This window comes from Xanthomonas sp. CFBP 8443, from assembly GCF_025666195.1.
Lineage (GTDB): Bacteria > Pseudomonadota > Gammaproteobacteria > Xanthomonadales > Xanthomonadaceae > Xanthomonas_A.
This window is the reverse complement of record NZ_CP102592.1, coordinates 1,843,661-1,868,128: the sequence shown is the minus strand read 5'-3', so window position 1 is coordinate 1,868,128 and position 24,468 is coordinate 1,843,661. Positions and strand designations below refer to the sequence as shown.

Below are 24,468 nucleotides of genomic sequence, written 5' to 3'. Positions count from 1 at the left end.
CGGAAGATACGTGCCGCCTCAGCGGCTGCCTTGCTCCGTCGCTTCGAGCGATTGCGTATCGAGCAGCCGTTTCAGCTCGGCGAGATCCTCGCCGTAGCGCTGCCAACGCCCCATGTAGGCGCGGGTCATCGAGGTGCGCACCTGGACCACGCTGGCGGTGGCCACCGGCGCCTGATTCTGCTCGAAACGCAGGCAGGCCTCGTCCCACGGCAAGCCGCAGAACTCCAGCAAGCGGCGCGTGGTCGGCTCCTGCTCCAGCACCAGGTCTGCGTAGTCGATTTCCAGCAGACGCTGCGGGAACAGCGCGCGCCAATGCGCCATCAAACGCTCGAACATCAGGTAGTAGCGGCCGACGTCCATCAGGTCGAAGGAATAGTCGTAGTACGGCGAGGACAGCGCGAACAGCTGGCGGAAGTTGCTCAGGCAGGTGTCCATCGGGTCGCGCCGCAGGCAGACGATGCGCGCGTTCGGCAGCGCGCGCGCAATATGCCCCACGTACAGAAAATTGTGCGGCAGCTTGTCCACGAAACGCGGCTTGGCTGCGGTGCCGGGACGGGTGGACTCGACGTAGGCGCGGCCGAGTTCGCGCCAGTCCAGCCCCTGCAACCGGGTCAGCGTGGCCACGTCCAGGATCGCCGGCGATGGCGTGCGCACCAGGCGCTTGAGCGCCACCGAGAAATTCTGCAGCTCTCCCGCCGAATGCACCTGCGGATGGCTGGACAGGATTCGGTCCACCAGGGTGGTGCCGCTGCGCGGCATGCCGACCACGAAGATCGGCTCCTGGCTGTCGAAGCCGGACGCAGGCGCAGCGTCGGCGCGGAAGGCCTGCTGCAATGCCTCGAACAGCACCGCATCGCGTTCGGACGTATAGCCGCGCGCGCGCTTCTGCACCGCCTTGCCCTGCACGTAGCCACGGAACGCGGCATGGTAGTCGCCGAGATCCTCGTGTTCCTTGGCCAGTGCCAGGTTGAGATACAGCACCGCTTCCGGCGCGTCGCCGGCCGAAGCCAGCGCCTGCTCCAGCAAGGCCAGGTTGTTCTCGTCCGCGCTCCACTTGCGCAACTGCGACAGCGACAGATAGACCTTCCAGTAGCGCGGTTCCAGGGCCAGACAAGCCCGGTATTCCTGCTCGGCTTCCTGCAGCCGCCCGGAGAACAGCAGCGAGGTGCCTAGGTTGTAATGGAAGCTGGCGTGCTGCGGCGCGAGTTGCACCGCCTGGGTGAACGCCTCCAGCGCCGCGGCATGCTCGTTGACCTGGGTATAGACCACCCCCAGCGTATCCAGCGTATGCGCGTCGGTCGGCCGCAGCGCCATCGCCTTGTCGGCGAAGTGCTGCGCCTCCTGCATGAACCGCCCCATCGCCAGCACCTTGGCCAGCTGCGTGGCGTAGTCCGCGCGTTGCGGATTCAACGTCGTCGCCTGGTACAGATGCGCCGCGGCGGGCTGCATCTGCTTCAACTCCAGCGCGGCCACGCCGGCCACGAAATGCACGCCCGGATGCTGCGGCAACGACTGCAGCAGGTGCTGTGCGAGTCGCTGCGCCAGGCTCCAGTCGCGCTGGTTGAGCGCGGCGACGGCCTGGTTGTAGAGCTGAACCTGTTCGGTCATGGATGCGCCTGATGTCCGGAGTCGCCGGTCGTGAGCAGCCTCGCATTATGCCCGGCACGGACTTACCCGTAGGCGCGCCCGCCGTACATATCGCGCCTGTAGCTCGACAGTGCGAACGCCAAGGGTTGGGCCAGTGGTCTCGTCCCGATGTCCGTCCGCGTGCGCTCCAAACACCTCAGGGCCATTGCGACGCCGCGTCGCGCTGCGCGACCCGGCGCGCGCTCGACCTCACTTTCCCAGCAACGCCATCGCCGCATTGTGCCCGGGCGCACCGGTCACGCCGCCGCCCGGATGGGTGCCGGAACCGCACAGGTACAGCCCGGGAATCGCCCCGCGGTAGTTGGCCTGACCGAGCATCGGGCGTGCGCTGAACAGTTGGTTGAGGCTCAACGCGCCGTGGAAGATGTCGCCGCCGACCAGGCCGAAGGTACGTTCCAGATCCAGCGGGGTCAGCGCCTGCCGGCCCAGCACCGAGACCGCGAAACCCGGCGCGTAGCGTTCGACGGTGGCGATCATCAGGTCGGCGACCTCGTCGCGATGCGCGTCCCAGCTGCGCCCATCCGGCAGCTGCGGCGCCACGTGCTGGCAGAACAGGCTGGCCACGTGCTGGCCGGGCGGCGCCAGCGAGTCGTCCAGCGTGCTGGGGATCAGCAGTTCGACGATGGGGTCGCGCGACCAGCCGTGGTCGCGCGCATCGCGGTAGGCGCGGTCCATGTAGTCCAGGCTCGGCGCCAGGATGATGCCGGCGGTGAGATGGTCGCCCTGCCCCGGCAATGCGCGGAACTGCGGCAACCGCGACAGCGCCACGTTCATCCGGAACGTGCCCGAGCCGCAGCGCCAGTGCGCCATGCGCTCGCGGGTGGCGGCCGGCACGTGCGCCGGGTCGAGCAGGCGTTCGTACAGCAGCTTGGGATTGACGTTGGCGACGACGCGGCGCGCGTAGAGCCGCTCGCCATGTTCGGTGACCACGCCGACCGCGCGCCCGTCCTCGACCAGGATCTCGCGCACGCCGGCGTCGGTGCGGATCTGCGCGCCGGCCGCGATCGCCGCCTTGGCCATCGCCTGGGTGATCGCGCCCATGCCGCCGAGCGCGTGGCCCCAGGCGCCCTTGACCCCGTTGCTCTCGCCGAACACGTGGTGCAGCAGCACATACGCCGAGCCCGGCGTGTAGGGGCTGGCATAGTTGCCGACGATGCCGTCGAAGCCGAACAAGGCCTTGACCGGGTCGCTCTCGAACCAGCGCTCCAGGTACTCGGCGGCGGAGATCGTGAACAGGTCCAGCAGCTCCTGGCGCAGGCCGGGACCCAGCGCATGCAGGCGGCGGCCAAGGCGGCCGGCGCGCAGCAGTTCCGGCAGCGCCTGCCGCCAGCCACCATCGGTGACGTTCGGCGGCGGCTGCAACGCCAGCGCGCGCAGCACGTCGGCGATGCGTTCCAGTTGCGCTTCGTAGGCCGGCAGGCGTTCGGCGTCGCGGGCGGAGAATTTCGCCACCTGCGCCTGGGTGATGCCGGCGCCGGCCAGCAGGTAGCGATCGTCGGGCAGCGGCACGAAGTTGTTGCAGCGGCGCGGCACGATGCGCAGGCCATGCGCGGCCAGGTCCAGATCGGCGATCACCTTCGGCTGCAGCAGCGACACCGTGTAGGACGCCACCGAATTGCGGAAGCCGGGGTGGAACTCCTCGGTGACCGCGGCGCCGCCGACCACGCCGCGCCGCTCCAACACGGTGACCTTCCAGCCGGCGCGCGCCAGGTAGGCGGCGCAGACCAGGCCGTTGTGGCCGGCGCCGACGATCAGGGCATCGCAGGACGGTTCGCGCTTCATGCCGGCAATACTATGCGAGTTATATGCGAGTCCGTCGCAACAACCGGCCAGCGCAGCGCGGATTCAACGACGTGGTGCATGCGACCTGGCGGCAGCGACTGTCCCATCCAGCCCTGCGCTGGCTGACCGTCGCGCCCGGCCCATGACCTTCGACACCCCTGAAACCCGGGACAGCGGCGTACAGTCTCGCCACGGCCTGCGGGCCATCCCATATCACGGCTTGGAGCTTCCTTGTGACCTTTCGCAATCCCCAACTGCTGCTGTTGACCCTGGCCGTAAGCGCCGCGCTGAGCGGCTGCAACAAGCCCGACGCGGCAGCGCCCGCCGCCGACACCGCCAAGACCGAAGCCGCCGCATCGGCGCCCGCCGCGGCGCCGGCCGAGCTGAAGCTCGACGCCAGCAAGCTGCCGGCCTACAACGCGTTCAACGCCAACGACCTGGATCCGGCCAAGGACGCCTGCGGCGATTTCGCCGGCTACGTCAACGGCAAGTGGCTGGCCGCCAACGAGATCCCCAAGGACCGCAGCAGCTGGGGCGCGTTCTCGATCCTGGACGAGCGCTCGGTCGCCGTGCAGCACCAGCTGGCCAAGCAGGCCGCCGCCGCCAACGCGCAGGGCGTGGACAAGATCGTCGGCGACTTCTGGGCCTCGGGCATGGACGAAGCCAAGGTCAACGCGCAGGGCATCGAGCCGCTGAAGGCCGACCTGGCCGCGATCGACGGACTCAAGGACGGCCCGGCGGTGGCCGAATACCTGCGTCAGAGCGCGGCCAAGGGCGAAAACGGCCTGTTCGGCTTCGGCGCCGAGGCCGACTTCAAGAACTCGTCGATGAACATCGCCTACGCGATGCAGGCTGGCCTGGGCCTGCCGGACCGCGGCTACTATTTCGACGCCGACAAGAAGGACAAGCTCAAGGCCTACCAGGCGCACGTGGCCAAGGTGCTGGAGCTGTCCGGCGTGCCGGCGGCCGATGCGGCCAAGCAGGCGCAGGACGTGATCGCGCTGGAAACTCGCCTGGCCAAGGTCTCCAAGTCCAGCGAAGAGATGTCGCGCGACGCCGAGCTGGCCTACAACCCGATCAGCCCGGCCGAGGCCGACAAGCTGGCCCCGAACTTCCCGTGGACCAAGTTCTTCGAGTCGCAGGGCGTGGCGGTGCCGGAGAAGTTCTCGCTGGCGATCCCGGCGTTCCACCAGGAAGTGAGCAAGGCGCTGGGCGACGCCGATCCGTCGGTGTGGCGCGCCTACCTGCGCTTCCACACCGTCGACAGCGCCTCGCCGTACCTGAGCGATGCGTTCGCGCAGGAGAATTTCGCGTTCTACGGCAAGGAACTCAACGGCCAGGCCGAGATGAAGCCGCGCTGGAAGCGCGTGCTCGGCAGCATCGAGGACGGCGCCGGCGAGGCGATGGGCCAGATGTACGTCAAGGTCGCCTTCTCGCCTGACGCCAAGGCCAAGATGCAGCAGCTGGTCGACAACCTGCGCCAGGCGCTGAAGGGGCGCATCGAGCACCTGAGCTGGATGAGCGACGAGACCAAGGCCAAGGCGATCGCCAAGTGGGAGACCTTCACCCCGAAGATCGGCTACCCGGACAAGTGGCGCGACTACAGCGGCCTGAGCACGCAGCGCGACAGCTACCTGGACAACGTGCGCGCCGCCACCGCGTTCAACTACAAGTACAACCTGGGCAAGATCGGCAAGCCGGTGGACAAGACCGAATGGGGCATGACCCCGCAGACGGTCAACGCCTACTACAACCCGCTGCAGAACGAGATCGTGTTCCCGGCCGCGATCCTGCAGCCGCCGTTCTTCGATCCCAACGCCGACGACGCGTTCAACTACGGCGGCATCGGCGCGGTGATCGGCCACGAAATGACCCACGGCTACGACGACCAGGGCGCGCGCTTCGGGCCCAGCGGCAACTTCGAGAACTGGTGGACGCCGGCCGATGCCAAGAACTTCGCCGCGCTCACCGGCAAGCTGGTCAAGCAGTTCGACGAGTACAAGGTCGACGGCAAGCCGGTCAACGGCAAGCTGACCCTGGGCGAGAACATCGCCGACCTGGGCGGCCTGTCCACCGCCTACGACGCGTTGAAGAAGGCCACCGAGGGCAAGGACGATCCGAAGGTCGGCGGCATGACCCGCGACCAGAACTTCTTCCTCAATTGGGCCACCGTGTGGCGCACCAAGTACACCCCGCAGAACGCGATGGTGCGCCTGACCACCGACCCGCACGCCCCGGCGCAGTTCCGCGCGATGGGCGCGCCGTCGAACCTGCCGGCCTTCGCCGCCGCGTTCCAGTGCAAGGCCGGCTCGCCGATGGTCCGCGCCGGCGATCGGCAGGTCGTGATCTGGTAAGCACGCCGTAGCGACGCGACACGGAAAGGCCCGGCATGTCCGGGCCTTTTCTTTGGCGATGCGCGCGGACGGCGGTCCGGTCCGATGCCAAGCGTCCGCTGCGCCGCCGTCACTGCCGCACGGGCGGCGGCGGCCGCAGCGGCGCGGCCGATCGGCGATCCGGACGGCCGCCGGTCTTCCCCCTACCCGCCCATCTGAACAGATCAGGGATCAGGCGCGCCGCACCCGGACACAGCTGCGTGCCGCAGCTTGTTAAACTCCGCCGACTTTAATCCTGACCGGATTCGCTCCCGATGCTCAACGCCCGTCCGCTTGCCCTCGCTGTCGCCCTCGGCCTGATCGCCCTGGCGTCCACCGCCGATGCCGCGCCCAAGAAGAAGCGCGCCGCCGCCAAGGCGCCCGTCGTCAGCGCCGCCTGCACCGATTTCTACGACTACGCCAATGCCGACTGGCTGAAGAGCAACCCGCTGCCGCAGACCGGCGCGGTGACCGCGCTGGGCCAGTTGTCCGCGCGCGCGCAGCAACAGCAGCGCGACCTGCTCGACGCGTCGATGCGCGCGCCGCAGAACGACGTGCAGAAGGCGCTGGGCGATTTCTGGGCCAGCGGCCTGGACGAAGCGGCGGTGGAGAAGGACGGCTCCAACCCGATCGCGCCGCTGCTCAGCCGCATCGACGCGATCAAGAAGGCCAAGGACGTGCCGGCCTCGATCGCCGCGCTGCACCAGATCGGCATCCCGGTGGCCTTCAACTTCGGCGCCGACGTCGACCTGAAGGCGCTGGACCGCCACATCGGCTACTTCATGCAGGGCGGCACGGGCCTGCCCGACCCGGCCTTCTACACCCGCACCGATGCCGACACCGTGGCGCTGATGGGCCGCTATCGCGCCTACGTCAAGCAGATCCTGACCCTGACCGGTACCCCGGCCGCCAAGCTCGAGGCCGACGTCCAGTCGGTGCTGCAGATCGAGACCGCGCTGGCGCGCAGCGCCAAGTCGCTGTCCGGCATCAACAACCCGTTCAACAACTACGCGCCGATCTCCACCAAGGAGTTGAACAAGCAATACCGCAACCTGAAGCTGGACGCGTTCCTGAAGGCGCAGGGCGTCAACGACGACCTGGTGTCGCTGGCCGATCCGGAGATGTTCAAGCAGCTGGACGGCATGATCGCCAGCATCAAGCCCGAGCAGTGGAAGGCCTACCTGCGCTGGCGCGTGGGCGATGCGATGGCGCCGTACCTGTCCAAGAGCTTCCGCGACGCCAGCTTCGAGTTCCGCGGCCGCGTGCTGGAAGGCCAGACCCTGCCGCCGCAGCGCTGGACGCAGGTGCTGGACGCGATCAACGTCGCCGCCGGCCCGATGCTGGGCCGCGAGTACGTCGGCCGCTATCTCAGCGCCGACGCCCGCCGCCAGGCCGAGAGCATCGCCGACCAAGTGCGCGAGACGCAGATCGCCGCGATCAAGCGCAACACCTGGCTGAGCGAGCCGGCCCGCGCCGAAGCGCAGGCCAAGCTGGCCGCGCTGAAGATCGAGGTCGGCGCGCCGCGCCGCGACCTGGACTACAGCGTGCAGCCAATGGGCCGCGGCAGCTTCGGCGGCAACATGCTGATCGCCTCCACCTGGCGCCACCGCGAGGAAATGAAGCGCATCGGCAAGGGCAACGCCGATCGCCGCTGGGACGTGCTGCCGCAACAGCCGGCGCTGACCTACGACCTGGCCCAGAACCGCCTGATCGTCACCGCCGCGGTGCTGCAGCCGCCGGTGTTCGTCGCCGGCGGCGATGCTGCCGCGCTGTACGGCGGCTACGGCGCGCTGGTCGCGCACGAGCTGATCGGCGCGATCGACAGCAAGGGCAGCCAGGTCGACGCCAAGGGCGAACTGCGCAACTGGTGGACGCCGGAAGACAAGAACGCGTGGAACGCGCTGGGCGCGCGCGCCGCGGCGCAGTACGGCGCCTACGACTTCCCCGGTGTGAAGGGCGCCAAGGTCAACGGCCCGCTGACCCAGGAACAGGACCTGACCGACATCGGCAGCGTCGAACTGGCCTGGCAGGCCTACGCCGCCGCCCAGCCCGCCGCCGCCGACGCCGGCAAGCAGGCGTTCTACAAGGCCTGGGCCGGCCTGTGGGCGCAGCAGCTGTCGCCGAACGAAGCGGTGCAACGCGTCACCGCCGACGTGCACGCGCCGGGCCGCTGGCGCGCCAACGGCCCGCTGGCCAACCTTCCGTCCTTCGCCGCCACCTTCACCTGCAAGGCCGGCCAGCCGATGGTGCGCAGCGACGCCGAGCAGATCCGCCTCTGGCCGTAATCGGGGTTCGATAGGCAGTGCATGCACGACGGCGCGGGCAACCGCGCCGTCGTGCGTTTGGCGACGATCGACAGAGGACGCCAGCATCGCCGCGGTTGCCGACGGCCGACGGCTCATCCAAGGCATCGCGCCGAGCGAGACGCCGAAAACGTCCTGCAACGACGCCGCTCCTGCGGCAACGCGTTACCCGGAGATGCGCGAGCGGGGCGTGGCGGTGGCGCGGATACGCCAATTCTAGAAATGCGTGCACACGGGAGGTCGTTACCGACGCAGACCGCCGGCCACGCGATGGCCTACTCGGATCGCCTTCCACGATCGCGTGCGGCACACACCGGCGCGGGCTCGCTACGACGCCCGTCGATGCACGCAGGCGCCGCTCAGCGCACGATCCGCGGCCGCGGCGGCTTGCGCTTGCCGAACGGCGGTTGCCCGCGCCAGTAGCGGATCAGCAGCCAGCCGAACAGCATGCCGCCCAGGTGCGCGAAATGCGCCACCCCCGGCTGCCAGCCGGTGAAGCCCATGATCAGCTCCAGCGCGCCGAACACGATCACGAAGGTGCGCGCCTTCATCGGGATCGGCGGGAACAACAGCATCACCCGCTGGTTCGGGAACAGCATGCCGAAGGCCAGCAACAGGCCGAACACACCGCCGGAAGCGCCCAGGGTCGGGTACGGCTCGCCGCCGTTGCTGACCGTCCACCAGCCCACCAGCACCTGGCACAGGCCGGCGCCGGCCACGCACACCAGGTAGTAGGTCAGGAAGCGCTTGTTGCCCCAGGTCTGCTCCAGCGGGCCGCCGAACATGTACAGCGCGAGCATGTTGAACAGCAGGTGCGAGAAGCCGCCGTGCAGGAAACCGTAGGTCAGCAGCTGCCAGATCTGGAAGTTCTGTCCCGGCGAGAACGCATCGAAGGCGCCGATCGGCCACAGCATGAACGGTGCGAACGTGTCGTTGCCCAGCAGCATCTGCAGCAGGAACAACACCACATTGCCGATCAGCAAGGCTTGGGTAACGGGCGGAAGTCTGGGGAACATGGTCGTGTCCGTGGCAACTGCCGACCATCATAGCCGCTCGCTATTGCGGCCCCCATAACGCGGCGTCGAGGTCGCGCGCCTGCGTTGGGGCGCGCTTCACCCGCCCGCCCTGCACCGTCACGCCCTCGGCGCGCAGCCGCTGGCACTGCTCGCGAAAGCCACGCGAGCCTTCCGGAAAGGCGATGCGCCCGTCGCTGCGCAGCACCCGGTGCCACGGCAGCGCCGGGTCGTCGTTGCCGCCGAGCACGCGCGCGACCAGCCGCGCGCGACCCGGCAACCCGGCCAGCATCGCGACTTCGCCGTAGCCGCGCACCTGGCCGGACGGGATCGCGCGGATCGTCGCCAGGATCTTCGCCTGGGCCGCGGCCGACGCTTCGGCGCCCGGCGCGGGACGGCCCCCGCTCATGCCGCCACCGTGCGTACCGGCCGCGACACCATCAGCACCCCGCCCAGCACCAGCACCGTGCCGGCGATCTGCCACGGTCCCATCGCCTCGCCCAGCAGCAGCACGCTGAGCACGATGGTCGAGACCGGGCCGAGCATGCCGATCTGCGACGCCAGGCCCGAGCCGATCCGCCGCACCGCCAGCATCGTCGCCAGCACCGGCACCGCGGTGCACACAGTGCCGTTGAGCAGCGACAGCCAGTACACCTCGTGCGGCAGCACCAATGCCTGCAGCGGCCGCAGCAGCAGGAACTGGGCCATGCACAGCACGCAGGCGACGAGGCTGGCGTAGGCGGTCAGCCGCACCGCGCCGATCCGCTCCACCATCTGTCCGCTGCCGACCAGGTACAGCGCATAGGCCAGCGCGCTGCCGAACACCAGCAGGCTGCCCCAGGCGGTGCGCGCGCCGCCGACCTGCAGGTCGTGGCCGAAGGCGAGCAGCACGCCGACATAGCTCAGCGCCAGCGCCCACAGCTGGCGGCGCTGCGGCCGGCGGCGGAACGCCAGCACGCCGATCAGCAGCACCAGGGTCGGGGTCAGATACAGGATCAGCCGCTCCAGCGTGGCGGTGATGTAGGCCAGGCCGAGGAAATCCAGGTAGCTGGCCAGGTAGTAGCCGAGCACGCCGAGCACGCCGATGCGCCAACGGTCGCCGCGCTGCAACGGCGGCGCGCGGCGCGCGGCCCACAGCGCCATCGCCGCGAAACACGGCAGCGCCACCAGCATGCGCAACGCCAGCAGGGTCACCGCGTCCACGCCGTAGCGATAGCCGAGCTTGACGATGATCGCCTTGCCGGAAAACGCGATCGCGCCGCCGGCGGCGAGCAGCACGCCGCCCAGGTCGGCATGCGCCGTCGGCAACGCAGCGGAAGTCGGGCGTCCAGGCGCGTTCATCGCGGACCGGCGCCGAGGCGGAAACGGAGATCGGGCATGCGCCCATTCTACGGCCGCGGCACGCCATGCCCAGCGTTGCAGCGCTGCAGCAGTGCGAACGACAGCATCCATCTCAAGCACACAGGACGCCTTCGCGGCGTGCGGAACACCACGCGAACACGAAGGCAATGGCATCGGCGCACCCAGCCAGCTCGCCGCAAGCCCCCTGTGGGAGCGACTTCAATCGCGACGAGCGAATCCGTGGGGCGAATGGCTTCGGACAATGTACTGCCTCGCCGCCTTCCCCGCGGCGCCGCATCCAGCAGCGCCAGCGCCGCGCTGCCGTCGCGCCTCAGCGCATCAGCACCACTTCCTCGGCCGAGGTCGGATGGATCGCCACCGTGTCCTCGAGCTGACGCTTGGTCACGCCCAGCTTCAGCGCCACCGCGAAGCCCTGCAGGATCTCGTCGGCGCCGTCGCCGAGCAGGTGGAACCCGACCACCCGTTCGTCCTCGCCGACGCAGACCAGCTTGAACAGGCTGCGCTGCGGCGAGTCGGCCAGCGCATGCAGCATCGGCCGGAAGTTGCTGCGGTACACGGTCACCGCCTCGCCGTAGCGTTCCCGCGCCTGCTCCTCGCCGAGCCCGACCTGGCCCAGCGGCGGATGCGAGAACACCACGCTGGGCACGTTCTCGTAGTCCAGCCGCGCCTGCGGCCGGTCGCCGAACAGCCGCTCCATCAGCTTGCGTCCGGCGGCGATCGCCACCGGGGTCAGGCCGATCTTGCCGGCCACGTCGCCGATCGCGTAAAGCCCCGGCACGTCGGTGTTCTGGTAGTCGTCGACCAGCACTTCGCACTTGTCGCCCAAGCGCACGCCCAGCTCCTCCAGGCCGATGCCCTTGCTGTTCGGACGCCGCCCGATCGCGAAGAACACCTGGTCGACCGCCTCGCCTGGCTGCCCTTCCGCGTCGTACAGCTGCAAGCCCTGGTCGCTGCGGCGCAGGGCGCTGGCGCGGTAGCCGAAATGCAGGCGCACGCCCTGATGGCGCAGGTTCTCGCCGAGCTGGCGCGCCAGCTCCGCATCGAAGCGCTCCAGCAGGCGTTCGCCTTGCACATACAGCTCGACGCGGCTGCCCAGCGCCTGCAGCAGGCCGGCCAGCTCCACCGCGATATAGCCGCCGCCGACGATCGCCACCCGCGCCGGCGCCTCGCACAGGTTGAAGAAATCGTCCGACACCAGGCCCAGTTCCGCGCCCTCGATCGGCGGCCGCAATGCGTGCGCGCCGGTGGCGATCACCACGTGGCGGGCACTGACCCGCACGCCGTCGCCGCACTCGACCGTGTGCGCGTCCAGCAGCCGGCCACGCTGCGGGATCAGCACCACCCCGTCGGCGTCCAGGCGCCGCCGATAGCTGCCGTGGATGTTGCCGATGTAGCCCTGGCGATGCGCGACCAGTTCCGGCCACGACAGCGTGGAATCGGCAATGGAGAAGCCGATACCGCGCGCCAGGTCGATGCGCCCGACCAGATCGGCTGCCAGCCACATCACCTTCTTCGGCACGCAGCCGACGTTGACGCAGGTCCCGCCGAGCGCGTTCGGCTCCAGGATCGCCACGCGCGCGCCGAGACCGGCCGCGCGGAACGCGGCGGCCAGGCCGCCGGAACCGCCGCCAAGCACCAGCAGGTCGTAGTCGTAGAGCGCTGCGCTCACTGGAAACGCTCCACGCGGTACGGCATGGGGTCGATCGCGGGCATGCGCCCGCCTCTCAGGTCGGCCATCGGGTGTGTCCTGTCGCGCTGTCGATGCGGATTCCGAGCATGCCATGGGCCACGGCACGCCACATGTGAGGAGGTCGCGGCGAACGCGCGCATTCGCAGCCCATCGTGGGCGATCGGCCGCCGGCCGCGCCAGCGCGCGCAGCGCTACCGGCGCTGTGCAGCGCGTGGTAGCAAGCCGCGTTCACTGCGCTGCTTCAGCGCGCATCGCGACGCCGCAGCGGCTGCCAGCGCAGGTAGCTCGCCGAGCGCCACAGCCATTCCACCGGACCGAAGCGGAAATGCCGCAGCCACAGCTGCGACAGCGCCACCTGCAGCGCGAACAGCGCGAACGCGAACGGGATCTGCCAGACCCGCGACAGGCGCTCGAAATAGCCCAGGCCGTAGCCGTAGAACAGCGTGGTGCACAGCAGCGACTGCAGCAGGTAGTTGCTCAGCGCCATGCGCCCGGCCGGCGCCAGCCAGCGCAGCGCCGGAGTGAAACGCACGATCCAGGCCGCGTAGCCCAGCGCCATCATGCCGCTGGCCACCGTGGCCAGCGCGAACGCGCTGGCCAGGCGCAGATCCAGGCGCGCCGGATCCATCCACGGCTCCAGCCGGAAGCTCAGCAGCATCAGCGCCAGGCCCAGCGGCAGCACGCCCCAGCGCAGCGCCGCCAGCAACCGCGGACGCCGCTGCGGCTGCAGCGCCAGGCCGCTGCGCACGCACCACGCGCCGAGCAGGAACATGCCGAAGATGGTCGGCGCGTTGAACACCAGCACGCCCAGCGTCTCGACCAGGTCGCGCAGGCGCTGCGCGGTGGCCGCGGCGTAGCTGCCATGGCCGAACACCTGGCGCTGCTCGGCCAGTGCCGCCGCCGCGCGTTGCGCCTGCTCGGCCATGCCCTGCCGCCATTGCACGGCGGCGTGCGGATCGGCCTGCGCCGCCGAGCCCACCGCGCCGGTCAACAGCGACAGCAGCGGCGAACACAGGTACACCGCCAGCGCCATCCACGGCAGCCAGCGCGTCGGCGCCTCGCGGAAGGCGAGCAGCATGAACGCCAGCAACGCATAGCTGACCAGGATGTCGCCGGACCACAGCAACAGCGCATGCAGCGCGCCGATCAGCAGCAGCACCGCACTGCGGCGCACGAAGAAGCCGCCGAATTCGCGCCGTGCGGCCTCGGCGCGCTGCGCCATCACCGCAAAGCCCATGCCGAACAGCAACGCGAACAAGGTGTAGAACTTGCCCTGCACCAGCAGGTAGACCGCCGCGTCGGCGATGCGGTCGGCGCCGCGCAACGAAGGATCCAGGCCGGTCAGCGCTTCGTCGAGCGGACCGACGAAGCCCTCGATGTTCATCAGCAGGATGCCGAGCAACGCGAAGCCGCGCAGCACGTCCAGCGTGGCGATGCGCTCGGCGGGCGCGACGGGCTGCAGCACGGGAGCGGAGGAGGCCAAGGCGTGGCACCGGACGAAGGACCGGCGATTATCCATCGCCGCGGCGCGCATGCGCCGAGGCGCTGCGCGAAGAACAGGGCGACACGAACGGCGACCGCCGCGGCGCCGCCCGGCGACGCCGATCAGGCAGCGGGCGTGACGCAGCGCGCCGCCGCGCGGCAGGCACGGCTCCCGCGAGCGGAAGCCGCGCCGCGCTCACTCAATGGTGGTGGCCGCCATCGCCGTGCACGTGGCCGTGCTCGATTTCTTCGGCGCTGGCCTCGCGCACGTCGATGATCTCCACGTCGAAATGCAGGTCCTTGCCCGCCATCGGGTGGTTGAGGTCGACGTCGACCACGCTCATGCCGACCTTCTGCACGGTCACCGCGCGCGGGCCGAAGTTGGTCTGCAACACCACCTGGCTGCCCGGCTGCAGCTTGGTCGCACCGAAATGCTTCTTCGGCACCCGCTGGGTCAGGCCTTCGCGGTATTCGCCGTAGGCGTCGGTGGCGGCCACGTCGACGCCGAAGCTCGCGCCGGCTTCCTTGTCCAGCATCGCGTTCTCCAGGCCCGGGATGATGTTGCCGTGGCCGACCAGGATCACCAGCGGATCGCGGTCCTTGGAGGTTTCGATCGGCGCCTGGCCGGCTTCCGAGACGGTGTAGTGGAAACGGACGACGCGGTCTTTTTCGATCTTCATGTGCAACTCTGCGCTGTGGCTGCCGAAGGCAGACGGTGTGGACGGCTTGTCGGCCGACGGGAGCGCCGCCATGATGGCGGCCATCTGAGGTCGCGCATTATCCGGGCTCCATGCACAACAAGCCAGTTTCACCCGCCGCGCGCCGCCGTCTTGCGTCCTGGACCGCTCTGCTGTGCATCACCGTGCTGGCCGCCTGCGGCCGCCAGGAGGTGCGTCCGTCGCGGCCGCCGCCGGCGGCGATGCGCAGCTGGCCGCAGGTGGTGCCGGCCGATCCGGCCGCGGCCAACGCGGTGCTGATGCGCGCGCTGGGCCTGGTCGGCACGCCCTACCGTTACGGCGGCAACACCCCCGAATCCGGTTTCGACTGCAGCGGCCTGGTCGCCTACGTCTACCGCGACATGCTCGACCTGCAGCTGCCGCGGACCTCGCGCGAGCTGGCCGCGGTACAGGGTCCGCGGATCGATCCGCAGCGCCTGAGCACCGGCGATCTGGTGTTCTTCGGCAGCGCCGGCAGCGTCAGCCATGTCGGCATCTATGTCGGCGAGGGCCGCTTCGTGCATGCCCCGAGCAGCGGTGGAACGGTGCGCCTGGACTTCCTGGATGGGGCCTACTGGCGCGACCACTACACCGGCGCCAAGCGGGTCCTGCACTGAACTGTGGTTGCGCTCACATTCATAATTACGAAATATTAACGCTATTTGAACTTCGTCTTGCCGTCTACAGGGCATGATCGCCCATCGTTTGAATTTGTGATCAACGCGTGACGACTGAAGCCAAGACCTCTCCAGGCAAGACCACCGTCCCCCGCCGGGCCGCCTTCCGCCTCATCTGCACCGCCTCGCTCTGCCTTTCGGCCGTTCCGGCCCTGGCCCAGTCGGCTCCCGCCGACATCGTGATTCCCGAAGCCATCGCTGCCGCCGCGCCGGCGCAAGCGACCACCAGCACCATCAGCACCAACCCCAACGCTGCACAGCCCGCGACCGCCAAGCCGGTCGCCGCCTCCGCCCAGGCGCAGGCCCCGGCCCGCAGCAAGGCCGATGCCGCCGCGACCGCGACCCTGGCCGCCCTGCTCCCGCATCTGGCCGCCAACGACACCATTCCGTTGATGGACCGCTCGGCGATGTTCGCCGGTGACATCAGCCGCCTGCTGGCCAACTACGACGTGTCCCAGGCGCCGCTGCGCGAAGGCGTGGTGCCGGGCGGCGACAAGGTCCAGTCGGTGCTCAAGCGCGCCATGGCGCTGCTCGGCACGCCCTACCGCTGGGGCGGCGAGGACACCGAAGGCTTCGATTGCAGCGGCCTGGTCGGCTACGTGTTCCGCACCGCGCTGGGTATCGAGCTGCCGCGCGTGTCGCGCGAGATGGCGCGCGAGGCCAACGCCGAGCTGATCAAGGACCGCGCCGCGCTGGCGCCAGGCGACCTGGTGTTCTTCGGCCGCAAGGGCCGGGTCGACCATGTCGGCCTGTACGTCGGCGAAGGTCGCTTCCTGCACGCGCCGAGCCGCGGCAAGGACGTGCGCGTGGACACACTGGCGACCGGCTACTGGAGCGCCAAGTTCCTGCAGGCGCGGCGCGTGGCGATGTAAGCACGCCGCGGGCACATGCCAGGCAAGCGAAAGGCCGCTGGGGACAGCGGCCTTTTTCGTTACGGCGTGCCGGCCCGCGTCCGCGGCCGGCGCCAGCTCAGGCCTGGTAGTGCGAGATGGTGTCCTCGATCCCCTTGCTCAGCTCCATCACCTTCAGCGCGTACTCGGCCAGGCGGTGGTCCTCCGGCGTGTCCGGCTGCCACGACGGAACCGGCGTCGGCTTGCCTTCCACCCCGTCCAGGGCCACGAACACGATGATGCAATGGGTGCACAGCCGCGAGTCGCCGCCCATCGGGTCGCGCGCACGCACGTCGATCGCGAAATGCATGCTGGTGCTGCCGGTATAGACCAGCTTGGCGCTGACCGTGACCATGTCGCTGATCCGGATCGGCGACACGAAGCGGATCCCGCCGACCGCCACGGTCACGCTGTAGTGCCCGCTCCAGCCCACCGCCGCGGCGTAGCCGACCTGGTCGATCCACTTCATCACCACGCCGCCGTGGACCTTGCCGCCGTAGTTGACGTCGATCGGCTCGGCCAGGAAGCGGAAGGTCAGTTCGCGTTGGGTGCCGCTCATCGGGACTCCAGGGAAGAGAAAGAAGCGGAAGTCTGCCACGTACCGGTGCCGCAGGCGCCGCAGCGCCGCAACGCACGGATCGGCGGTTCAGGGCCAGCGACGGCGCCGCGCAGGAGCAGCCAGTGGCGAGCGCCCTCGCGTCGCCGGCAGCCCCCGCCGCGCGATCGCGACGGCCTAGGCAGCCGCCAGTCCCGGGTTGTCGCGCTTGCGGATGCACAGCCACGGAAAGTGCGGCTGCGGCCGGCGCAGCGCGCGCAGGCAACGCGCGCGCAGGCTGCGCGGATCGAACAACATGCGCAGCACAATGCCGTCGAGCGCGGCCCAGGTGTGCTGGTGGTACTGGCTGGCCAGTTCCGCACAGCCCAAGCCGCTGAAGTAGCGCAGGCTGCGCGCGGCGCTGGCCTGCGCCCGCGCGGCGTCGGCATAGAACGGACTGTCGATCACGTGCAGTTCGCCATCGTGCCGCAGCAGGCCGAGCAAGCGCGCGATCAGCGCGCGCGGGTCGGCGAAATACTGGATGCAGGCCGGCAGCACGACGACATCGAAGCGCTGCGGCGGCAGTGGCAGCGTGTGGATGTCGCCGGCGACGAAGCTCAGGCGCGGGCTGGCCGCGAACACGCGCGCGGCCTGCGCCAGTTCGGTGCGGTTGACGTCGACGCCGCAGACCTCGCGCTGCAGGCCGTCGGCCAGCCGCTGCGACAGCCAGCCGTTGCCGCAGCCCAGCTCGAGCAGCGGCCCGCCGCCGCCGCGCGCCTGCAGGTGGCGCAGCAGGCGCCGGCACGACTCGGCGCGCACCCGCCACTCGTGGCTCGCGGCCAGCGCCCCATCGGGATGCGGCAGCGTGCGCACCTGCGCGTCGCTGTAGACGCGGCCTTCCTGCTGCCGGACCGCCAGGTACTGCCGCTCGAACGGATCGGCAGCGAGCGCCTGCTGCACCAGCACGCCATCGATCGGCGTCAGCCCGGGAAGCTGTTGCAGCTGTTCGCGCAAGCTGGTCGCGGACGTGCTCACCGGAACATCAACGCATCTGTCCGGATCCGTCGGCAGGCGGATCTTCCAGGCCGACGTTGCTCGACGCCGCCTCGTACACGCTGCGGTCGAGCAGGCCGGTCTCCTTGGCTACCAGCACCGGCACCAGCATCTGCCCGGTGACGTTGGTCATGGTGCGCATCATGTCCAGGATGCGGTCGATCGCGTACAGGTAGCCGATCACTTCCAGCGGCAGGTTGGCCGCGCTCAGCACCACCGTGGCCATCACCACCGCAGTGCCGGGCACGCCGGCGGTGCCGAAACTGCCCAGCACCGAGGCGATCAGCACCACGAAATACTGGTTGCCGGTCAGCGGCACCCCGGTGTACTGGGCGATGAACACCGCGCACAGCGCCGGGAAGATCGCGCCGCAGCCATCCATCTTGATGCTGGCGCCCAGCGGCACCGCGAACGCGGCGTAGTCCTTGTTGACGCCCAGGTTGTGGGTGATGGAGCGCATCGCCACCGGCATCGCGGCGAAGCTGGAGGAACTGACGAAGGCCACCTGCATGCCCGGCGCGGCGCCGCGGAAGAACTTCCACGGGTTCAGCCCGTGCGCCAGCAGCAGGCCGCCGTACACCACCACAATGTGGATCGCGCAGGCCAGGTACAGCGCCAGCACGAAGTTGCCGAACGGCAGCAGTTTCTCGAAGCCGTAGGTGCCGACCAGCCCGGCGATCAGGCCGAAGGTGCCGAGCGGGGTCATCTCCAGCACGAAGCGGGTGACCTGGATCATGATGTCGCTCATCTGCGCGGTCAGCTGCCGCGCCTGCGCCACGCGCTCGCCGAGCTTGACCATCGCAAAGCCGAGCAGCGCGGCGAAGAAGATCACCGGCAGGATCGAGCCGCGTCCGGCGGCCAGCACCGTCTCGCCGGCGGCATTGGTTTTGGTGCCGATGCCGGTCAGCGCGTAGAACGGGTTGGACGGCACCACGTCCAGCAGCACCTGGATCGGGCTGGGCACGTCGCGCGGCTTCCATGCGCTGTCCACGCTCAGGCCGAAGTGGCCGGCGCCGGGCTGCAGCAACGTGCCCACGGCCAGGCCGACGCCAACCGCCAGCGCCGCGGTGAGCACGAACCACAGGAAGGTGCGCCCACCGAGCTTGGCCACCGACTGCTGGCCGTGCAGCGAGGAGATCGCATTGATCACCGCGAAGAACACCAGCGGCACCGCGATCATCTTGATCAGGGTCACGTACAAGTCGCCCAGCGGCCCGAACCAGGTCTCCGCCGCCGGCCCCATCGCCCAGCCGGCCAGCGCACCGAGCACGAAGCCGGCCACCACACGCTGCCAGAACGGAATGCGCAACCAGGCGGTCACCAGTTTCATCGAGACTGTCCACAAAAAACCCGAGATCCCGCACCATAGCGCAAGCCGACGCGGGCGACGACGCCATGGCTGGAAAGGCGCGATGTCATCGGCGTGCCTTGTCGCAGCCGGCATAATGCGTGGGACTTCGTCCCCAGGGCCCGCTTTTCGTATGCGCTACCTCGTTCCCGCCTTCGCCGCCGCCTCCACCCTGCTGCTGGCGGCCTGCGCCAGCGCGCCGCGCGCTCCCTCCGCTGCCGCCATCGCCCCGATCCAGGTGCCCGCCGTCGCACATCCCAGTGGCGAGACCCCGGACTGGTGGTACCGCAGCGGCGCGGCCAAGGCTGCCAACAACGGCGCGATGCGCGGCAAGGCCAAGAACGTGATCCTGTTCCTCGGCGACGGCATGAGCCTGACCACGGTCGCCGCCGCGCGCATCCTCGACGGCCAGCGCAAGGGCGCCTCCGGCGAGGAGAACCAGTTGTCGTGGGAAGCGTTCCCGGCCACCGCGCTGAGCAAGACCTACAACACCGATTCGCAGACCCCGGACTCGGCCGGCACCATGACCTCGATCACCACCGGGGTGAAGACCCACATGGGCGCGATCGGCGTGTCCGCCGGCAAGCGCGACGCCTGCGCCGACAGCCTCGGCAAGCAGTTGCTGACCTGGCTGGAACTGGCCGACAGCGCCGGCCTGAACACCGGCATCGTCACCACCACCCGACTGACCCACGCCACGCCCGCCGCGACCTACACGCACGTGCCCGAACGCAACTGGGAAAGCGATACCGACCTGCCGGAGAAAGCGGTGGCCGAAGGCTGCCGCGACATCGCCCAGCAGATGATGGGCGCGCGCTTCGGCCGCGGCCCGCAGGTGATGCTGGCCGGCGGCCGCAGCCAGTTCACCACCGTCGAGCAGCGCGACCCGGAATACGACGACAAGGTCGGCCTGCGCCTGGACGGCCGCGACCTGGTCGGCGAATGGCGCCAGCGCCACCCGCAGGGCGCCTACGCCTGGAACCGCGGCCAGCTGGAAGCGGCGCAGAACGCGCCGGCGCTGCTCGGCCTGTTCGAGCCGGACCACATGCAGTTCGACCACGACCGCGACCAGGGCGCCGGCGGCGACCCGAGCCTGGCCGAGATGACCCGCGCCGCGATCCGCACCCTGTCGCGCGGCAACGACGGCTACGTGCTGATGGTCGAAGGCGGCCGCATCGACCACGCCCACCACGCCGGCAATGCCTACCGCGCGCTGGACGAGACCATCGCCCTGTCGCAGGCGGTGCAGGCCGCGGTGGACGCGACCTCGGCCGAGGACACGCTGATCGTGGTCACCGCCGACCACTCGCACACGCTGAACTTCGTCGGCTACCCGCAGCGCGGCAACCCGATCCTGGGCAAGGTGCGCGGCACCAGCGGCGAAGACGCCAACACCGGCGAACTGGCGCTGGACGGCAACGGCCAGCCGTACGCCACGCTCAGCTACGCCAACGGCCCCGGCCACACCGGCGCCAGCAACCAGCAGCCGGCCGGGATCAAGCAGTTCCCGCATGCGCCGAGCAGCTTCGAGCCGGCCAAGGGCCGCCCCGACCTGACCCATGTCGACACCGAGCAGCCGGATTTCATGCAGGAAGCGCTGGTGCCGACCAAGTCCGAGACCCATGGCGGCGACGACGTCGGCATCTGGGCGCGCGGCCCCGGCAGCGACGCGTTCCGCGGCAGCCTGGAAGAGAACGTGATCTACCACGTGATCGTGCAGGCCACGCCGAAGCTGCGCAGCCGCCTGTGCCAGGCCGGCACCTGCAACGGCGATGGCGTGCCGGTGCAGCTGCCGAAGCCGGCCGCGTTCATGGCCGACGCCGCAACCGCGAAATGACGGCGATACGGCCGCAGCGCACGGTCGTCGGGCGCGCCGCAGCCTGGCTGCTCGCGCTGGCGGCGATCGCCGCGGCGCCGTCCGCCTGGGCGCAGGCCGACGCCGCCTGCCGGCTGGCCGATCCGAACGCCGACAGGGACGTCGTGCCCGGCTGCAGCGTCGGTGCCGACGGGCGCCTGGCGCTGTCGCCGCAGGCACTGCGGGGCCTGCAGTTCGATGCCGAAGGACTGTCCGTGCTGACCGTGAACGACCAGTTCTATTACGTGCGCGCCGACGGCAGCAGCCTGCCGGTGATCCTCTGGGACAACGGGCCGGACTATTTCGTCGAAGGCCTGACCCGCGGCATCTTCCATGGCCGCATCGGCTTCTACGACCAGCAGTTGCGCGAAGTGATCGCGCCGGTCCACGACTTCGCCTGGCCGTTCGAGAACGGCGTGGCGCAGGTCTGCGACGGCTGCCATCGCGGCACGCCCGGGCTCGACGGGCACACCCCGATGCTTGGCGGGCGCTGGTACTTCATCGACCGCGGCAACCGCGAAGTGCCCGAACCGGCGCGCTGACCGACGCGGCAGGTCCGCGCCGGTGGCGCGCTGTCGCGTCAGTGCACAATCGCGCATTGGTGTGGGCGGCGACGGGTCTTCGGCGTGCACAGCCGCTTGCTTCATCCCACCCCTGAACCTGCGGACCTGCTCGCCGCGGTTCGGTGCGTTGCGCAATGACCGACGGTCGAGATGCGACACGCACGCGGCGCGGCGATGGATCTTCGGCATGCATAGCCGCTTGCTTCCATCCCACCCCTGAACCTGCGGACCTGCTCGCCGCGGTTCGGTGCGTTGCGCAATGACCGGCGGTCGAGATGCGACACGCACGCAGCGCGGCGATGGATCTTCTACGCATGCGCACCGACGCACCGCCGTGCTCCGCTCCACGCCGTACTCTGGCGGGCCTATGCCCGGCCGCGCGCGCATTGCCGCACCGCCAGATGGGCGACGCGCCCGGCGCGCGACACGTCGTGCACGGCACAGACACAGCGCATCGCCCCCCGCACGCGATCGGCATGCAGGTCGCGTCGTACCGCACGCGCCGCGGCGCACCCGGCATGCTCCCAATCGCGCCGACCGGCGCCAGCCTCTAAAGTGACGCGATGACCGCCCGTTCCCACAGCGCACCGCCCTGCCCCGTGAGCGCCGCCCTGCCCGATCCGGCGCCGGCGGCGGTGCTGGTGGGTTTCAGCGGCGGGCTGGATTCGAGCGTGCTGCTGCATGCGCTGGCGCAGCAGCCGCACTACCGCCGCGCCGGGCTGCGCGCGGTGCACGTGCACCACGGCCTGCACGCCGACGCCGATGCCTGGGCCGCGCAATGCGCCGCGGTCTGCGCGGCGCTGGCGATCCCGCTACAGGTGCTGCGCGTACAGGTGCCGCGCGACAGCGGCCACGGCCTGGAAGCGGCGGCGCGGCAGGCGCGGCGCGCGGCCTTCGCCCAGGCGCTGGCCGCCGGCGAGTGGCTGGCGTTGGCGCAGCACCGCGACGACCAGGCCGAGACCTTCCTGCTGCGCGCGCTGCGCGCCTCCGGACCGGACGGGCTGGCGGCGATGCAGAGCCTGCGCAGTTTCGCCCACGGCATGCTGTGGCGGCCGCTGCTGGCGCTGCCGCGCAGCGATCTGCATGCGTATGCGCAGCGGCATGCGCTGCGCTGGATCGACGACCCGAGCAACGCCGATCCCGGCTTCGACCGCAATTTCCTGCGCCTGCACGTGCTGCCGCTGCTGCGCCAGCGCTGGCCGCATGCCGATGCCGCGCTGGCGCGCAGCGCGCAGCTGTGCGGCGAGGCCGGCGCCCTGCTGGACGACGGCGACCAGGCCGCGCTGGAGGCGCTGCGCGACGACCCTGCGGCGCCGTTGTCGCTGCCCGGTCTGCGCGCGCTGCCGGCGCCGCGCCGCGCGCGCGTGCTGCGCCGCTGGATCGGACAAGCGGGCCTGCCGCCGCTGCCGGCCGCCGGCCTGGCGGCGGTCGAACGCAGCCTGCTGCACGCGCGTGCCGACGCGTCCGCGCAGTTCGCCTGGCACGGCGCGACGCTGCGCAGCTGGCGCGACGCGCTGCATGCCGAACGCGATCCGCCGCCGCTGCCCGCCGATTGGCAGGCGCAGTGGGACGGCCACGCGCCGCTGGCGCTGCCCGACGGCCGCCGCCTGCGCCTGTGCGGCGCCGCGCCGCTGGGCTTCGATGCCCCGCTGCTGGTGCGGCTGCGCCAGGGCGGCGAACGCATCGTGCTGCCCGGTCGCAGCCACTCGCAGGCGCTCAAGCACCTGCTGCAGGAACACGCGGTCCCGCCCTGGCAGCGCGCGCGCCTGCCCTTGCTGTTCGAGGGCGATCGGCTGCTGGCGGCCGGCACCGGCCTCGTCGCCGCGCCGCTGCACGCCTGGCTGCAGGCGCGGCGCGCACGGCTGCTGCTCGACACCGCCGCGACGCCATCGTCACCTGCCTCGCATTGACCCTGCCGCCGACGCCGCGCACACTTCCGCGATGCCCAAGAAGTCCCTAGACGATGCCTCCCCGGTCGCCCGCTTCGAGCAATCGCTCGAGGAGCTGGAAGTGCTGGTGGAGAAGATGGAAACCGGCGACCTGAGCCTGGAACAGTCGCTGAGCGCCTACGAGCGCGGCGTCGGCCTGTACCGGCAGTGCCAGCAGGCGCTGGAACAGGCCGAACTGCGCGTGCGCCTGCTCAGCGACCCGGAGCAGCCGGACGCCGCCGAGCCGTTCGATCCCGCCCCGCTCCATGGCGGCTGATGCCGCCTTCGCGCGCTGGCGCCAGCGCGTGGAAGCCGGCCTGGATGCGCACCTGCCCGCCGCCACGGCCGCGCCGCAGCGCCTGCACGCGGCGATGCGTCACGCCACCCTCGGCGGCGGCAAACGCATGCGCCCGCTGCTGGTCTACGCCAGCGGCGCGTTGTTCGAGGTCGATGCAGCGCAGCTCGATGCGCCGGCGCTGGCGGTGGAACTGATCCACGCCTACTCGCTGGTCCACGACGACCTGCCGGCGATGGACGACGACGCCCTGCGCCGCGGCCGCCCGACCGTGCACATCGCCTTCGACGAAGCCACCGCGATCCTGGCCGGCGATGCGCTGCAGAGCCTGGCCTTCTCGCTGTTGGCAGGCGCCGGCACTGCCGATGCGGCATTGCGCGTGCGCTGGCTGCAGACCCTGGCCGAGGCCGCGGGCGCGGCCGGCATGTGCGGCGGCCAGGCGCTGGACATCGACGCCACCGGCGCGGTGCAGCCGCTGGCCGCGCTGCAGCGCATGCATGCGCTGAAGACCGGTGCGCTGATCCGCGCCAGCGTGCGCCTGGGCGCGCTCGGCGGCGGCGCCGACGACGGCGCGCTCGCGCGGCTGGACGCCTTCGCCACGGCGCTGGGCCTGGCGTTCCAGGTGCGCGACGACATCCTTGATGTCGAGGCCAGCTCCGAACAGCTCGGCAAGACCGCCGGCAAGGATGCGGCGCAGGCCAAGTCCACGTATCCGGCGCTGCTCGGCATGGACGGCGCCAAGGCCAAGCTGGCCGAACTGGCGGCAACGATGCGCGACAGCCTGCACGGCCACGGCCCCCGCGCCGATGCGCTGGCGGCGCTGGCACGGCTGGCGGTGGATCGCTCGCACTGACCGAATCGGGCGAGGCCCCCTCCCCTGTAGGAGCGGCTTCAGCCGCGACAGGCGTTACCGACAATGCCTGTCGCGGCTGAAGCCGCTCCTACAAAAGCGGGCAT

The 24,468-nt window shown here is 70.3% G+C and carries 20 protein-coding genes; 9 read left to right on the top strand and 11 right to left on the bottom strand.

Annotated elements, in window-relative coordinates:
• Positions 1–18: 18 nt before the first annotated feature.
• On the bottom strand, positions 19–1,608 hold the full coding sequence (locus NUG20_RS08020) for a tetratricopeptide repeat-containing sulfotransferase family protein (RefSeq protein WP_263397837.1): 1,590 nt from the start codon (positions 1,606–1,608) through the stop codon (positions 19–21).
• A 228-nt stretch (positions 1,609–1,836) separates the two neighbouring features.
• A complete protein-coding gene (locus NUG20_RS08015; RefSeq protein WP_263397836.1) occupies positions 1,837–3,429 on the bottom strand; it encodes a phytoene desaturase family protein in 1,593 nt (530 codons plus the stop codon).
• A 212-nt stretch (positions 3,430–3,641) separates the two neighbouring features.
• On the opposite strand from NUG20_RS08015, the gene NUG20_RS08010 reads away from it, so the two are divergent.
• Positions 3,642–5,783 (top strand): M13 family metallopeptidase, encoded by a 2,142-nt coding sequence (locus NUG20_RS08010; RefSeq protein ID WP_263398418.1) that lies wholly within the window; start codon positions 3,642–3,644, stop codon positions 5,781–5,783.
• A 293-nt stretch (positions 5,784–6,076) separates the two neighbouring features.
• On the top strand, positions 6,077–8,086 hold the full coding sequence (locus NUG20_RS08005) for a M13 family metallopeptidase (protein ID WP_263397835.1): 2,010 nt from the start codon (positions 6,077–6,079) through the stop codon (positions 8,084–8,086).
• A 377-nt stretch (positions 8,087–8,463) separates the two neighbouring features.
• Here NUG20_RS08005 and NUG20_RS08000 read toward each other — a convergent pair whose 3' ends face one another.
• The 6 genes from NUG20_RS08000 to NUG20_RS07975 all read right to left on the bottom strand — a co-directional run bounded on the left by NUG20_RS08000 (position 8,464) and on the right by NUG20_RS07975 (position 14,331).
• Positions 8,464–9,120, bottom strand: a complete 657-nt coding sequence (locus NUG20_RS08000; protein WP_263397834.1) for a rhomboid family intramembrane serine protease — start codon at positions 9,118–9,120, stop codon at positions 8,464–8,466.
• A 40-nt stretch (positions 9,121–9,160) separates the two neighbouring features.
• Positions 9,161–9,526, bottom strand: a complete 366-nt coding sequence (locus tag NUG20_RS07995) for an MGMT family protein (protein ID WP_263397833.1) — start codon at positions 9,524–9,526, stop codon at positions 9,161–9,163.
• Positions 9,523–10,458, bottom strand: a complete 936-nt coding sequence (locus NUG20_RS07990; RefSeq protein WP_263397832.1) for a DMT family transporter — start codon at positions 10,456–10,458, stop codon at positions 9,523–9,525. Before NUG20_RS07990 ends, NUG20_RS07995 begins: the two co-directional genes overlap by 4 nt.
• Positions 10,459–10,789: 331 nt before the next feature.
• Entirely contained in the window at positions 10,790–12,148 is a 1,359-nt protein-coding gene (gene gorA / locus NUG20_RS07985; protein ID WP_263397831.1) for a glutathione-disulfide reductase, read from the bottom strand.
• Positions 12,149–12,410: 262 nt separating this feature from the next.
• On the bottom strand, positions 12,411–13,688 hold the full coding sequence (locus NUG20_RS07980) for a DUF418 domain-containing protein (protein ID WP_263397830.1): 1,278 nt from the start codon (positions 13,686–13,688) through the stop codon (positions 12,411–12,413).
• Between the two features lie 163 nt (positions 13,689–13,851).
• Positions 13,852–14,331, bottom strand: coding sequence for an FKBP-type peptidyl-prolyl cis-trans isomerase (locus NUG20_RS07975; protein WP_263397829.1), 480 nt, complete (start codon positions 14,329–14,331; stop codon positions 13,852–13,854).
• Between the two features lie 110 nt (positions 14,332–14,441).
• Here NUG20_RS07975 and NUG20_RS07970 point away from each other — a divergent pair, with 110 nt between their 5' ends.
• Positions 14,442–14,984: a C40 family peptidase gene (locus NUG20_RS07970; RefSeq protein WP_263397828.1), complete on the top strand. Its 543-nt coding sequence runs from the start codon at positions 14,442–14,444 to the stop codon at positions 14,982–14,984.
• A 107-nt stretch (positions 14,985–15,091) separates the two neighbouring features.
• Positions 15,092–15,916, top strand: coding sequence for a C40 family peptidase (locus tag NUG20_RS07965; protein ID WP_263397827.1), 825 nt, complete (start codon positions 15,092–15,094; stop codon positions 15,914–15,916).
• A gap of 97 nt (positions 15,917–16,013) precedes the next feature.
• On the opposite strand, the gene NUG20_RS07960 is transcribed toward NUG20_RS07965, so the two are convergent.
• The 3 genes from NUG20_RS07960 to NUG20_RS07950 form a co-directional block, all read right to left on the bottom strand.
• On the bottom strand, positions 16,014–16,493 hold the full coding sequence (locus NUG20_RS07960) for an acyl-CoA thioesterase (protein WP_263109976.1): 480 nt from the start codon (positions 16,491–16,493) through the stop codon (positions 16,014–16,016).
• Positions 16,494–16,667: 174 nt separating this feature from the next.
• Complete coding sequence (locus NUG20_RS07955; protein ID WP_263397826.1) at positions 16,668–17,504, bottom strand: class I SAM-dependent methyltransferase; 837 nt, start codon at positions 17,502–17,504, stop codon at positions 16,668–16,670.
• Between the two features lie 7 nt (positions 17,505–17,511).
• Positions 17,512–18,852 carry a dicarboxylate/amino acid:cation symporter gene (locus NUG20_RS07950; protein WP_263397825.1) on the bottom strand — a complete coding sequence of 447 codons (1,341 nt, stop codon included), beginning with the start codon at positions 18,850–18,852 and terminating at the stop codon, positions 17,512–17,514.
• A 151-nt stretch (positions 18,853–19,003) separates the two neighbouring features.
• On the opposite strand from NUG20_RS07950, the gene NUG20_RS07945 reads away from it, so the two are divergent.
• From NUG20_RS07945 to NUG20_RS07925, 5 genes are all read left to right on the top strand, one after another.
• Positions 19,004–20,707 carry an alkaline phosphatase family protein gene (locus NUG20_RS07945; protein ID WP_263397824.1) on the top strand — a complete coding sequence of 568 codons (1,704 nt, stop codon included), beginning with the start codon at positions 19,004–19,006 and terminating at the stop codon, positions 20,705–20,707.
• Positions 20,704–21,267, top strand: a complete 564-nt coding sequence (locus NUG20_RS07940) for a WG repeat-containing protein (RefSeq protein ID WP_263397823.1) — start codon at positions 20,704–20,706, stop codon at positions 21,265–21,267. Before NUG20_RS07945 ends, NUG20_RS07940 begins: the two co-directional genes overlap by 4 nt.
• Positions 21,268–21,887: 620 nt before the next feature.
• Positions 21,888–23,198: a tRNA lysidine(34) synthetase TilS gene (tilS, locus tag NUG20_RS07935; RefSeq protein ID WP_263397822.1), complete on the top strand. Its 1,311-nt coding sequence runs from the start codon at positions 21,888–21,890 to the stop codon at positions 23,196–23,198.
• Between the two features lie 31 nt (positions 23,199–23,229).
• Positions 23,230–23,493, top strand: coding sequence for an exodeoxyribonuclease VII small subunit (locus NUG20_RS07930; protein ID WP_263397821.1), 264 nt, complete (start codon positions 23,230–23,232; stop codon positions 23,491–23,493).
• Complete coding sequence (locus NUG20_RS07925; protein WP_263397820.1) at positions 23,483–24,364, top strand: polyprenyl synthetase family protein; 882 nt, start codon at positions 23,483–23,485, stop codon at positions 24,362–24,364. Before NUG20_RS07930 ends, NUG20_RS07925 begins: the two co-directional genes overlap by 11 nt.
• Positions 24,365–24,468 lie beyond the last annotated feature (104 nt).